This is a genomic window from Brevibacillus sp. HD3.3A, assembly GCF_013284375.2.
GTDB classification, from domain to species: domain Bacteria; phylum Bacillota; class Bacilli; order Brevibacillales; family Brevibacillaceae; genus Brevibacillus; species Brevibacillus parabrevis.
Genome location: NZ_CP085874.1, coordinates 727,582 through 741,011 on the forward strand (window position 1 = coordinate 727,582; position 13,430 = coordinate 741,011).

Here is a 13,430-nt window from a genome sequence, read left to right on the forward strand (position 1 = left end):
GCAGCAGCACGAACCCGAAAAAGGGAGCGTGCTGCTTTTTCTATGTAAAAAGTCGCATTCCAAAATGTCCCATACAAGGTAATATAGATGGTAAGTAGATGATAGGATGGGGGAGCATCGATGAAACGGAAATGGCAAGGAGCAGCTGTTGCTTTGTCTGCAACGATGGTGTTTGCAGGAATGGGAGGAACGGCATTGGCGGCAAGTCCCGGGTCTAGCTCAGCAAGCGCGACTGCTGCGAAAGTCGAAGCAAAGCTGCCTGCGCAAGCGCAAAAAATAGTAACGGCTTTGGAGCAGCTGGAGCCGTGGGTGAAGGCCATGACCGAGCGCGAAATCGATGTGCTTGATGCCGATCAAGGCTATGTGTATTTGGACATGTACGATCCGAAAAATACGAACGTCAGTGCCAGCCTGACTTTTGACAGCAAGACAGGTGAATTGATCAGCTTTGAATCTTCGGTGACAGCGAAAACGGAAAAAGACAGCGCCGTGCCGTCTGACAAGGAAATTTTGCAAAAAGCGATGACGTCGCTAGTCACCCTGCTGGGAGAAGAAAAGTTGAAAGGGCTTGGCTCTCCGGTGTTGTCCGTGTTAGTGCCTGATAGTGAGGAAGCGGAGCAAGTGGAAGCGGGAGGCACGCGGAACAGAGTCTTCTATCCGTTTCTGGTGAACGGGTTGCAAGTAAACGAAGGCAAATACGGAATCGAAGTCAATACGGATGAAGCGGGCCATCTTGTAGCACTGAATGTGTACCGTCTGGATTTGACGGGGATTAAAGTTCCCGATCCGAAATCCGCGCTGACGCCAGAGGCGGTCAAAAAGCAATATTTCATCCCTGACCGATTGGATCTCGGATACATGCAGGAAGGGAAAGACGGCAAGCCCGGCCTGCAATACACATTGCGAGTTTCGCCGATGATTGACGCGACAACGGGAACACAGATTGATCCGACGCGTGGAACTACAATCGACCAAGGCAAGCGCAGCAAGGCAACGATCAAAAACATCACACTTGCGCTTCCGGCCAAATCGCTCACGGCCAAAAGCAAGGCCGAAGCAGAAAAGGCAGTAATCAGCCTGTTCGGAATCGATACGAAAAAAGAGTACATCTACCCAGAGGAAGTCGCGGGGGATTACGATCATACGTATACGTGGTTTAATGAAGATCAAGATTACGCGTCCGTAACGTTTGAAAATGAGACGGGCATTTTGATTGCCAGCCAGTTTTTTGCATGGTCGGAGCAAAAGCCGGCTCCTTTGAAAAAGGAAGAGGCGCTGACAAAAGCGGTTGGCTTCCTGGAGCAGGTAGCGCCGGAAAGCTCAGCTTCCTTGCAGGTTGAGATACTCGAACCATACAAAGAGGCACCTTTGGCGGACTGGATGCTGGAACTGCTGGATGGAGAAGAACCGGAGCCGGAGCCAGGTCTGTATTACGCCTTCTTGTTCAGTGAAATGCACAAAGGCTTGCCGATCCTGGATCGCTACCATTGGATTTTGGTGAACAGCGAGGATGGCAAGGTTGCCCAATACTCCACTACGCTGCCGATGAAAAAGGTCGATTTTCCGGATGAAAAGCCAGCGGTGAGCGAACAGCAGGCGGCTGAAATCATCGCGAAACAACTGCCGCTAAAGCAATCTTATTTGTGGACCAACTTCTACGGCATCCCGGCTCCATCCCTGTCTCTCGTCTACACGGTTGACAACAGCAAAGGCTGGCCATATGTAGATGCGGCCAAAGGCTCGATCGAGTGGATCGAAGACGAGGAATAACAGCCGATTTTGTTCAAAAGAAAGACGCGGACATTTTACATGCCCGCGTTTTTTATTTTGCGCAATGCAACTCAACTATGGAGCAAGCAAACTGCACAGATACTCGCAGCTCTCTTAATTCGCAGTGAGCGCCGCGTGGATTTTTTCCAGCAAGCTGACGGCCAGACCCTCATTGCTTTCAATGACCGACAAAAGCTGAATCGCTTGCTGTGCCGTTGCTGGCTCATTTGGTTCACCGCCACTCGGGAAAGGGAACAGCTGGACAAGCTTGTTAAAGTCTTCGGCAATTGTCCGATAGAGCGCTGCCGCTTCTTTAAGCTGCGGGCGCACCCCATCCAGCAATTCGTCTGTCCATGCATCGGCAACTTCCGCAAAGAAGCGGGAGGCGTTGTTTCGTGCATCGTGTACGACAGCCAAGGTGTAGGCGTTTCCGTTTGGTTCCACGCTTCCTTTTTCAAAAGCTTCCTTCCAAACCGGATAGGCAGCCAAGCCGTTCACGTAGCGATCACTTGGCCCTTCCTGAGTGCGGTAATGCTTGAGCGCCGTTGCGATGGCGTTTGCCAGCATGGTGCGCTGGTCGATCGGAAGCGTGCTCTCGATTGCGAGCACAAACAGCTCCTCAATCAGTCCGCGTCCCAGATGCTCATATGGGATCTTGGCGTCATTGTTGCAGTTGTCGCCAGCATGCAGCAGTTTGCTTGCATCCTCGTAGCCGTAAATCAGCGCAAACTCCGGCATGAACAAGTCCCAGGCGAGCACGGGGCAGCCTTTGTCAAGCGAGCTGTGAATCAACTCGATTGCTTGCGGCAAAAGAGCGGGAAGTTGCCGCTTTTCTCGTGCCGCTGAGCTGAGCAATGTCGGATTCACGAAAGTGGCGTTCGGCCCCGGCGTACCGTCCAGTTGTCCCTGGCAGACGGAGCGTGGCACAAAGCCCATGTTGCGCAGCCCTTCTTCCAGTACGGATTGAAAATCAAACATGGTCGGTCCCGCAATATGAATGTTTTTTGGAACGACAGTCAGGCGAAAAGCGTGGCCGCTTAATCCGATAACGGCTGGCAAAGACAGCTTGCGCTCCGTAAACTCCACTAATCCGTACAACGCCGCTCCACATGTAATCCAGGTCGGCTGCTTCATTGCCTCCGGTTTTCTCAATACAGCTTGTTTCATGATTCCCGCATCCTTTCGCGTCTTCACGTATTGGTCAACCACGACACGAATCCTTTCCTGCATGAGCTTTTTGCGAGAACGGGACAGCACTTGGTAGACATTGGCCTGCGTCATTTCGAACAGATGCGCGATCTCGTGGGGCGCGAGATGGTCAAAAAAGTGCGATTCGACAATTCGGCGCTCCCGCGGATTGAGGCAGTGCAGCAAGCTTTTGATCGTCTCAAACAGTTCACGGCGCACCAATAGCTCTTCGGGGTTGCCGTTGTTTTCGACCGAGGCTGACCAGTTGCGGCCAAGCCTGTGCAAAATACTGTCGAGATCTTCCCAATCAGTAGCTTCAAGCTCGCTCGGCTGTCTCGTCAGGCCGGAAAAGACCTGCTCTTTTGTCTGCGGCCCTTTTTTCAGGCGCGTGTACGCTTGATTGCGCACAATCCGGTGCAGCCAGGGCAGAAAACGGCGGCTGTCGACCAGCGTACCCAGATGAAGAAAGGCGCGAATCAGCGCGTCCTGGACGATGTCTTCGGCAAGAAAAGCTTCCTGGGTATACGAGCGGGCATAGCCGTATACTTTTGCCCGATGCCGCCTCACCAGCTCGCCAAACGCTTCCTGATCCCCGGCTTTTGCCCTTTCCACCAAAATCTCGTCCTGTTCCTGTTGCTCTTCCGCTTGACTGGCAGGCTTGATAACCAAATGATCCATCCCAATTTCTCCTCGTTGTTAGTTGACTTACCGTATAGACTCCCGAGCGCCGGGTTTTCTGACAAAGGTGGCGGATTTGTAAGAAATTCCTCTCTATCCTATAATGAACATACACGAAGCAAAAGGGGGAAGAAAAGGACATGAAGCTGATTTCTGTCACGGGAGAAAGCGTGGCGCCCGGCAAAGGCGGTTCGCCATCCGATACATTTGACCGTTCGATTGCGACATGGGAAGCCAATAACCAGCAAAAAACCGTAACCGTTACATACTGTCGCTATTTCGGCAAAGTGCTGGCCGAGCGGGGGATTTACGACGAGGAGACGGAAGGCGTGCCAGTCATGCATCTGGTAGCGCCGCTTTTTGTGGAAAAGAACCCTGAGCAAAGAGAAACCCGCCACTACATCAACGATACCGAGAGCTTTGTTTCCTTGTTTGCAGGCTTTTCCTTGGCGGCTTGGAAAGATCGCTACGCGAGTGCTTTGAACTGAGTGTCGGCAGTCTCTGGCGGATTGAGGGCCAAACGCCTAAAAGTCGAAACATTCAGATCGGATAATCGGCACATATGCCAAACTTTTGAGAGGGCATGCTAAGGACAACCATTTATTGGAGCTGATTAGCATGTTTTCTTTTTGGATGACGCTTGTTCTTATGGTTTCTGCCCATTCGTCCGGTTTGTCCGATTTCTCTGGTCTGCCCGGTTTGCCCGATTTGCCAGTAGCGCAAATGCCGCAAGCAGGAGCATGGTCTGCAGCTACTGCCGTCCAGGAGTTCGACGCCTTTTTGCAGAACTGGCGCGGCGGTCAAGAGCTGGCTTCGTTGCGTCATCCGCTGTTTGATCTGACGCGCGTATCGGGAGGCGCGGGAGACGTCCAGACGATTGTATTTTCCGGAGAGGCGCACGGCGACTCGGGGGAAGTCACGCTCATGTTTTATTCGCTGGACGGTGACCGCATATACTTGCCGCCGGGCACAGTGTCTACAGCCCGCGTTGATGCGAAGCAACGCAAATTCCATATCGCCGCGAAAATACCGCGGGTGCTCCAAGGTCGTACGGGAGTCGTACAGGTGACATTTGCCGGGGAAAAAAGAGCTGCCTATTTGCTCAAGGTACAATTTTGACAACAAAGAAAAGCGAGGGAGAGGAGGACTGCCCTTGATAGAGGTAAAAGGCGCAAGCAAACAGTTTGGGACGGTCACAGCGGTCCGCGATCTGACGTTTCGCGTGGAAGAGGGCGAAGTGTACGGGCTGTTGGGCGAGAACGGAGCCGGCAAGACGACGACGATGCGCATGATGGCGACCATTCTCACGCCGACCGCCGGAGATATCGAGATCAGCGGCTTCTCGGTGCGGGAACAACCGCTGGAGGTGCGCCGCAGGATCGGCATTTTGTTTGGCGGAGAAGTCGGGCTGTACAGTCGCTTGACGGCGCGGGAAAATATCGCTTACTTCGGCAATTTATACGGACTGACTTCCTCACGGGTGCAAGAGAGGATCGACAATTTAAGCCGCATGCTGGACATGGAAGCGTTCATCGACAGGCGTGTCGGGGCCTTTTCCCGGGGAATGAAGCAAAAAGTGGCGATTGCCCGCACGCTTGTCCACGATCCGGACGTCATTTTGCTGGATGAACCGACAACCGGGCTTGACGTGACAGCCGCCACGATTTTTCGCCGGATGGTGACCAGGCTGCAAGAGGAAGGAAAAACGATCCTCTTTTCCAGCCACAACATGGGCGAGATCAGCAAGCTGTGCAAACGGATCGCGTTGATGCACAAAGGCAAGCTGCGCTTCTCCGGGGATTTGGCCGCATTGCGCAAGCAGTACGGAACGGACGATTTGGACGATATCTTCATGGCAGTCGTGGAAGGGGGCGAGCTGTGATGGGCTGGCAAATCATCTGGACTGTCTTGAAAAAAGAGCTGCTGGATTTGTTTCGGGACAGAAAAGCGTGGATCGGGACTTTTCTTGTGCCGCTGGTCATCATCCCGTTTGTGTTTTTTCTGCTGGGCAATTCCTACAGCAATGTAGAAAAAGAAGCGCGCGAGTACGTGCCGCTGGCGATTCACGGCTCCTCCCCGCTGATTGACATGCTGGCAAAAAATCCGGGCGTGCGCCTGATCGAGTCTGCTGATCCCGAGCAAGCGCTGCAAGCGGGACAGCTCCGTGCGATCATCACGATCCCGGAACGGTTCGACGAGGAAATCAAGGCAGGGAACACCGCCAAGCTGCTCGTCGCTTTTGACTCGACCAATACGAAGTCGGTCTACGCACGCGATCTGATCAAGCAAACGGTGGAGGCATACAGCAAAGAAATCGTAGCGAAGCGTTTGCAGCAAGCAGGCATGTCCGAAGCAGCGATTCAGCCGATCGCCGCTGATTTCCAGAACGTCGCGACAGAAGAAAGAAAGTCGGGCGGGATGCTGGCAGGCTTTATCCCGTTAATGCTCGTGGTTTCTCTCGCTTCGGGAGGGATCGCTGCGGCTAACGACCTCGTTGCGGGCGAAAAAGAGCGCGGGACAATGGAATCGCTCCTGACTGCGCCAATCGCGGCCAACCATATTCTCACGGCAAAGCTTGTGGCTGTAATGATGATGAGCATGCTGAGCGCGATCGCTTCACTCATTTCCGTATCGCTCGTGTTCAGCATGGGGCCGCTCGGCGGAGGAGACAATGCTGCCTTTTCCTTCGCGTTTTTATCGCCAGCCACCCTTTTGGTGCTGATCGTGGTGATTTTGCTTATGGCGGCGACTTTTGCTGGACTGGAGCTGATGCTCAGCACGATTGCCAAGTCGTTCAAAGAGGGACAGACGTATATGAGCGCCGTGATCTTTCTGGCGATGGTGCCGTCGTACATGCTGATGCCGCAAAGTCCGGTGGACATCGCCGAGCATTATTACGTGTTGCCCGTCTTCAACGGCGTGGCGCTTTGCAAGGAAGTGTTTTACGGCAAGGTCGATCCGCTGCATGCCCTGCTTGGCATCGGTTCTTCGCTTGTGTACGTAGCGATTACGATTGCTTTCGCATCACGGCTGTTTCGCAGAGAGGGAGCGGGATTAAAAAACTGATCGGAGGATACTGACTGTCTGTTTTTTTCATGTGCCGCCGCCATTTGAAGAAAGCTGGTGAAATGGTTGTGAAGCCGCTGTATCTGGGAGTGCTGTATATTTTGGCCTCGGCTGCGGGGTTTGGCGTGATGTCCATTTTTGCCGTCTACGCCTACGGAGCCGGGGTTTCGGTTTCCACGCTTTTGTTTTTGCGCTTTTTGTTCGCCGCAGGGCTGTTTTTTGGCTTGCTTGCCTTGCGTAAAGAGTCGCTGCGGCTGAATCGGCGCCAGGTGCTTGCCCTGTTTTGTTTGGGCGGGGTGTTGTATACGCTGCAATCGCTCAGTTTTTTCTCGGCGGTTCAGCACATCCCGACCTCGATGGCAGCGCTGTTGCTTTATACGTTCCCCGTGTTTGTAGCTGTATTGAGTTATTTTGTGGATAAAGAGCCGCTGACGCGCAAGACCGTTTTTGCCATGCTGCTGTCTCTGGTGGGACTTGGACTGGTGCTTGGGCTATCGTTTGGCGGGGTTAAAATTTTCGGCGTCTTGCTTGCGCTTGCGGCAGCGCTGTTCTACTCGGTGTACATCATCGTGGGCAATCGGATCGTCAAAGGATTGTCGCCGTACGTGACCTCGGGGTACATCTCGTTGTTTGCAGCCGTGTCGACCTTTTTGATTGCGCAAAAGGATGGCGGCGTCGATCTGGCTTTTGCGCCAACTGGCTGGTGGGCTTTGGGCGGCATCGTCGTTTTTTCTACGGTGATGGCGATCAGCTTTTTCTTCCGCGGCCTTCAACTGATCAGTTCGACAAAAGCTTCCGTGCTCAGCACGTTTGAGCCGGTCGTGACGTTTTTCTTTTCGGCTCTGTTGTTCGGCGAGGCGTTCAGCATGCTGCAACTGCTCGGTGGAGGTGCTGTGCTGGCGGGAGCGGCCCTGATCGTGGCGGGGAATGATGCGAAGTCCAGTCAGGTTCAGCAGGTTCAGGAAGGCGTGAATACGTAAAGCCGCCTGCCTGCTTCCAAAAATAAAACAGCGCTCCTGCGCGGCACATACGCTGCGGACAGGAGCGCTGTTCTTTTTTAGGGAAAGGTAACAAACAAACTAGGCTTCCATCCGGGAGCGGATCAGCCAGCCAGCGCCGTACACGCCAGCGTCGTTGCCAAGAGTGGCAGGCAAAATTTGTGTGGATTCTACGACGTAAGTGAAGGGAACAAATCGGGTAAACGAATCGCGGATGCGCGAAAAGAGGAAGTCTCCTGCTGCCGCTACGCCGCCCCCAATCACAAACTTGACCGGGTTCAGCACGATAGCCAGGTGGGAGAGCGCAAGCCCCAGATAGAGCGCCACATGATCGGCGATGGCGAGTGAGGCTGCGTCGCCTGCTATAGCTGCGTCGAATACGTCTTTTGCCCCGATCTTGCCTGTCTCGGCAAGTACGCGGGCGAGGTGCGGGCTTGTTCCGTTCGTTGCGGCCAGATGCCCTTCGCGAATAATGGCCGTGGCAGAGGTGAACGTTTCCAGGCAGCCTGTTTTCCCGCAATTGCAAGGTGCTCCGCCAGTAGGGGCCATCGTAATGTGTCCAATCTCGCCGCCGACCCCGTTCATGCCGTGAATTACATTTCCGTTCAAAATCACACCGCCGCCGACGCCCGTTCCAATCGTAATCAGCACGAGGTCTTGTGCGCCTTGCCCGGCCCCTTGCCACATCTCGCCCAGTGCTGCCGCATTGGCATCGTTGTCAACTTCGACGGGACGCCCTGTAAGTGCTTCCAGCTTTTGTTTCAGCAAAACCGGCTTGGTCCAGTGCAAGTTGACCGCCTGCATCACGATGCCGTTTTTCGCGTCGATCGGTCCGGGGATGCCGACCCCGATTCCACTCGCCTGTTCCAGACTATAGCCGTGCTCGTGCAAAAGGGCGCGGGTCATCCCTGCGATTTTTTGCAAAACGCCGTCTTCGCCTTCTGCAACAGGTGTCGGTTCCTGGATTTTGGCTACAAGCTCGCCGTTCGGTGTAATCAACGCCATTTTGATGGCTGTTCCGCCCACATCAACACCAACGATGATTTGTTTCACAACCGTCCCCCCACTCTCCTTTTTCCCATCTTTTTCTATCTTATCACGCTACATTCCGCATAGCGATTCCCAAAAATGGCTATACAGGATATGATGGAAGGAAGTACACCCGCGAGCGAGGGAAGGAAGAAGGGATCTGCCTTGAAACGAGCCAGATTAATCTATAATCCAAGCTCCGGCCGGGAGATCGTGCGTCGGCGATTGCCGGATATTCTCGATTTGATGGAGTCGGCCGGATACGAGACATCCTGTCATGCAACCAGAGGGGAAGATGACGCGACCGAAGAGGCTGCCCGAGCGGTAGCCCGCGGCTTTGACGTCATCCTGGCTGCTGGTGGAGACGGAACCATATACGAAGTCGTGAACGGGATGGCAGAGCAAAAAGCTCGCCCAACCCTTGGAATTATCCCCTGCGGCACCAGCAACGATTTTGCCCGAGCGGTAGGCATCCCCAAGTCGATCACACGCGCTACGGAAATCATCGCCAAGGGCAAGAAAAAGCGCATCGACCTGGGGCGAATCAACAATCGCTACTTCATGAACATCGCAGGCGGCGGCTCGCTCACCAACCTGACGTACGAAGTCCCGAGCAAGCTGAAGACGCTCATGGGACAGATGGCGTACTACGTCAAAGGCTTGGAGAAGCTGCCGTCCCTGCACCCGATCCGCGTCCGCTTGGAGAGCCGCAAGGAAGTGCTTTTGGATGAAGAGATCATGGTGTTCCTCATTGCCAACAGCCACTCGGTAGGCGGCTTCGACAAGCTTGCCCCGGAAGCGGACTTGTCAGACGGCAAGCTGGATGTCATCGTCGTCAAAAAGATGAACATCGCCGAGTTTATTCGCCTCGCTACACAGGCGGTTCGCGGCGAGCATTTGCGGGACCCAAACATTTTGTATTTCCAGGCAGACTACATCAAAGCGACCTCGCCATCCGGCGAAGTGGTCCAGCTCAACCTGGATGGCGAGCTGGGCGGGCAGTTGCCTTGTGTCGTGGAAGCTTTGCCAGGTCATATCGAGTTGTTCGTCCCGTAGGAAGATAGTAAAATGAATAGCAACAAGCCGTAGGGATGCCGCTTTCGCTGTGCATCCCTGCCTGTTTGCTACGGAAAACAGGCGAGGCAGACAGAGCGCGAGACAAAAGGAGCAAAAGAAAAGTGGCGAAAACAACAAAAAGACGGCGCAGACCGCAGCAAACTGCCAAGGTAGAGCTGGACGTTCCGGTTCGTGTCGGACAAACTGTGGAAGTGGAGATAACCGGACTGAACCACGAAGGCGCTGGCGTCGGCCGGATTGAAGGATATACGCTGTTCGTCGACGGCGCACTCGCAGGAGAGCGCGTCCATGCGCGCGTCGACCATGTCAAAAAGAACTTCGGCTTCGCCAAACTGACCAAAGTGTCAGTAGCGAGCACATTCCGCTCACAGCCGCCCTGTCCGCTGTACGACCGTTGCGGCGGCTGTTCGCTGCAGCACTTGGCATACGAGGAGCAACTGCGTCACAAGCAGCAAATCGTGCGGGACAACCTGCGGCGCATCGGCGGCTTCCAGGTGGAGGGAGACGGAGCAATCACCGTTCACCCGACACTCGGCATGAGCGAGCCGTGGCGTTACCGCAACAAGGCCCAAGTGCCAATCGGTGAGGAAAACGGCGCCTTGGTCGGCGGATTTTACGCCGAAAAGTCCCATTCCATCATCGACATGCACGAATGCCTCATCCAGCACCAAAAAAACGACGAGGCGGTCGCAACGGTGAAGAAGGCCGCAACTGCCCTTGGCATCAAGCCATACGATGAAGTGCGCGGCTCAGGCTTGCTCCGCCATGTGGTCGTCAAAGTCGGGGTCAAGACGGGAGAAGTCATGGTCGTGCTCGTGACGACCGAGGAGACGATTCCGCAGCGTGACAAGCTCGTGGAAGCGATCCGCACCGAGGTGGCGGGCGTAACGAGCATCGTGCAAAACATCAACCCGGACAAGACCAACGTCATTTTCGGCAAAAAGACGGTAACGCTCTGGGGCAGCGATGTCATCTACGATTACATCGGAGCGATCAAATTCGCCATCTCGGCGCGCTCGTTCTACCAGGTCAACCCCGCCCAGACGGAAGTGCTGTACAATAAAACGCTGGAATACGCCGGAGCGACAGGAACCGAAACGGTCATCGACGCCTACTGCGGCATCGGAACGATCTCGCTCTTTTTGGCGCAAAAGTCCAAGCATGTCTACGGCGTGGAAATCGTCCCAGAAGCGATCGAGGACGCCAACCGCAACGCCAAGCTGAACGGTGTGGAAAACGCAACGTTCGAGGCAGGCCCCGCGGAGGTCGTGATTCCCGCGTGGAAAGAGCAAGGAATACGGGCCGATGTAATTGTCGTCGACCCGCCACGCAAGGGCTGCGACGAGGCGCTGTTGACGACGATTTTGGAGATGCAACCAGAGCGCGTGGTGTACGTGTCGTGCAACCCGTCCACGCTGGCCCGGGATTTGAAGGTGTTGGCGGAGAAGTACGAGGTGCGGGAAGTGCAGCCGGTGGATATGTTTCCGCATACGGCGCATGTGGAGAGTGTGACGTTGTTAAAACTTAAGTGCTAGATAAAGAAAAGGCTAAATTCCTTGATAGATCAAGGCTTTAGTCTTTTTGTTTTTATACATACCCTTGCTTTTATTGATATAAAAACGGAAATGCCCACATTTTGACCACATATTCACAAAATACATAATCCGTTTTTACTAGTTTCCATGTAAAAACAATACTATTGAACTATTTCCACATTATTATGCTATTATAAATAGTAGTTCCTTTTTTTGAGATATTTACCTTAATTAAACACCCGAAAATTATATCATGAAGGGATGCGGAATATGGACTTAAGAGATTTTTTTGATCCTTATGAAAGAAAGGCCAGAATTTACCCGGCATTAATTATTCTATTCCCTGCCTTTATCGCAACGTATTGTTTGTTTTCTGATTTAAGAGATTTATTGTCAACAGTAATTGGATCTGTTTTCTTTGTTGGAATTTCATATTTTTTAGGCAAAATGTCAAGGGAAATTGGCAAGAAAAAACAAGAAAAACTAAAAATGAAATGGGACGGCATGCCCACTTTGAGGTTTTTACGACATAGAGACGAAACTATCGATGATTACACAAAAGCAAGATACCACAAATATCTTGAAAGCCATGTTCCAAACCTTAAATTACCTACTCAACAGGAAGAATTAGCTGACCCTCAAAAAGCTGATCTCATTTATGAATCTGCTATAAAATGGCTTCTAAATAAAACAAGAGATACTCAAAAATATAGCTTGTTATTTAGTGAAAATATTAGTTACGGCTTTGCTAGAAACTTTTGGAGTATGAAAGTTTGGGGGATTGCTATTAACTTACTCGTTTTAACAGCTACCATTTTCTTAATAGATAATCGATATAGTTTTGACTTGACAATAGTGCCTGTTGAAGTGTGGTTGTCGGTTACGGTAACTATCATTATTTTAATATTCACTATATTTTTCCGAGAAGTGAATGTCCATTCAAAAGCAAAGGCATATGCACGCACTTTACTAGAAGTATGTGATGAACAGGAAGAAAATAATACTACAGAACGGAGCATCTCTATATGAGTACTATTAAATCATTCTCTGTTGGTAACGGAGATACCTTTTATATTAATCATAATTCAGATAACTTCACAATCATTGATTGCTGCTTATCGGATGAAAATAAAGAAAAAATAGTAAATGAAATTTCGACAGAATCAAAAAAGAAGGGCATTACAAGGTTTATTTCCACTCATCCAGATGAAGATCACATATGCGGATTGGAATATTTAGATGAGAAGCTACAGATTTCAAATTTTTACTGTATTAAAAATGAAGCCACAAAATGTGATGAAAGCCAAGATTTTAAAAAGTACTGCGAACTTAGGGATTCTAATAAAGCCTTTTATATCTATAAAGGATGTAGTAGAAAATGGATGAATCTTAAGGATGATGAACGTGGAAGCTCAGGAATAAGCATTTTATGGCCAGATGTGGAAAATACCGACTTCCAAGATGCACTAGCCAAGGCAAAAAACAGTGAAAGTCCTAATAATATTTCGGCAATCATAAAATATCACTTAGAAGATGGTGTAAGGACATTATGGATGGGAGATTTGGAAACAGATTTTATGGAAAAAATTAAAGATGAGGTTGATTGGCCCGAAGTAGACATTCTATTCGCCCCTCATCATGGACGAGAAAGTGGAAAAGTTCCAACTGATATACTTGAACAGTTAAACCCCAAGATAATCATTATTGGTGAAGCTCCGTCTAAACACTTAAATTATTATTCTGGCTATAACAAAATTACTCAAAATTCAGCGGGAGATATTATATTTGAATGTGAAACAAAGAAGGTTCATATTTTTGTATCAAGCGACAAATATCAAGTGGATTTTTTGGATAACGAAAGCCTCAGTAGTAGCAATAACAAGAACTATATTGGTACACTAAATTTATAAAAGAAAGAAGTGTAGTTTTTTCCTACACTTCTTTCTTTTATGTTCTTTTAATCTTCCCTCTGGTCAATAAGACCTTCCTTTTCGGCTTCTTCCACTATTCTGGAATCCAGCGAATACTGAATAAATTTTTGGACAACCTCGACGTTTCTTTTTTCCTCAAATGGTGCCCCCAAAGCTAT

At 51.2% G+C, this 13,430-nt stretch carries 12 protein-coding genes; 10 read left to right on the top strand and 2 right to left on the bottom strand.

Annotated elements, in window-relative coordinates:
* Positions 1-120: 120 nt before the first annotated feature.
* A complete protein-coding gene (locus HP435_RS03865; RefSeq protein ID WP_122965526.1) occupies positions 121-1,770 on the top strand; it encodes a YcdB/YcdC domain-containing protein in 1,650 nt (549 codons plus the stop codon).
* A 114-nt stretch (positions 1,771-1,884) separates the two neighbouring features.
* Here HP435_RS03865 and HP435_RS03870 read toward each other — a convergent pair whose 3' ends face one another.
* Positions 1,885-3,636 carry an RNA polymerase sigma factor gene (locus HP435_RS03870; protein ID WP_173599469.1) on the bottom strand — a complete coding sequence of 584 codons (1,752 nt, stop codon included), beginning with the start codon at positions 3,634-3,636 and terminating at the stop codon, positions 1,885-1,887.
* Between the two features lie 140 nt (positions 3,637-3,776).
* Here HP435_RS03870 and HP435_RS03875 point away from each other — a divergent pair, with 140 nt between their 5' ends.
* The 5 genes from HP435_RS03875 (at position 3,777) to HP435_RS03895 (ending at position 7,682) form a co-directional block, all read left to right on the top strand.
* Positions 3,777-4,124 (top strand): hypothetical protein, encoded by a 348-nt coding sequence (locus tag HP435_RS03875; protein WP_122965524.1) that lies wholly within the window; start codon positions 3,777-3,779, stop codon positions 4,122-4,124.
* Between the two features lie 130 nt (positions 4,125-4,254).
* The gene (locus tag HP435_RS03880) at positions 4,255-4,755 is read left to right on the top strand and encodes a hypothetical protein (protein ID WP_122965523.1); all 501 of its coding nucleotides are present in this window, start codon (positions 4,255-4,257) and stop codon (positions 4,753-4,755) included.
* A gap of 34 nt (positions 4,756-4,789) precedes the next feature.
* A complete protein-coding gene (locus HP435_RS03885) occupies positions 4,790-5,518 on the top strand; it encodes an ABC transporter ATP-binding protein (RefSeq protein ID WP_173599470.1) in 729 nt (242 codons plus the stop codon).
* A complete protein-coding gene (locus HP435_RS03890; protein ID WP_122965521.1) occupies positions 5,518-6,702 on the top strand; it encodes an ABC transporter permease in 1,185 nt (394 codons plus the stop codon). The genes HP435_RS03885 and HP435_RS03890 overlap by 1 nt, the downstream gene beginning before the upstream one ends.
* Before the next feature lie 44 nt (positions 6,703-6,746).
* A complete protein-coding gene (locus HP435_RS03895; protein ID WP_229049815.1) occupies positions 6,747-7,682 on the top strand; it encodes a DMT family transporter in 936 nt (311 codons plus the stop codon).
* 99 nt (positions 7,683-7,781) lie between these two features.
* Here the strand turns inward: HP435_RS03895 and HP435_RS03900 are convergent, their stop codons facing one another.
* The gene (locus HP435_RS03900; protein ID WP_173599472.1) at positions 7,782-8,753 is read right to left on the bottom strand and encodes an ROK family glucokinase; all 972 of its coding nucleotides are present in this window, start codon (positions 8,751-8,753) and stop codon (positions 7,782-7,784) included.
* A gap of 141 nt (positions 8,754-8,894) precedes the next feature.
* On the opposite strand from HP435_RS03900, the gene HP435_RS03905 reads away from it, so the two are divergent.
* From HP435_RS03905 to HP435_RS03920, 4 genes are all read left to right on the top strand, one after another.
* The gene (locus HP435_RS03905; protein WP_122965519.1) at positions 8,895-9,785 is read left to right on the top strand and encodes a diacylglycerol kinase; all 891 of its coding nucleotides are present in this window, start codon (positions 8,895-8,897) and stop codon (positions 9,783-9,785) included.
* Positions 9,786-9,907: 122 nt separating this feature from the next.
* Complete coding sequence (rlmD, locus tag HP435_RS03910; protein ID WP_173599473.1) at positions 9,908-11,341, top strand: 23S rRNA (uracil(1939)-C(5))-methyltransferase RlmD; 1,434 nt, start codon at positions 9,908-9,910, stop codon at positions 11,339-11,341.
* A gap of 270 nt (positions 11,342-11,611) precedes the next feature.
* Positions 11,612-12,370 carry a hypothetical protein gene (locus HP435_RS03915; protein WP_173599474.1) on the top strand — a complete coding sequence of 253 codons (759 nt, stop codon included), beginning with the start codon at positions 11,612-11,614 and terminating at the stop codon, positions 12,368-12,370.
* Positions 12,367-13,251, top strand: coding sequence for a ComEC/Rec2 family competence protein (locus tag HP435_RS03920; protein WP_173599475.1), 885 nt, complete (start codon positions 12,367-12,369; stop codon positions 13,249-13,251). Before HP435_RS03915 ends, HP435_RS03920 begins: the two co-directional genes overlap by 4 nt.
* Positions 13,252-13,430: the final 179 nt, after the last annotated feature.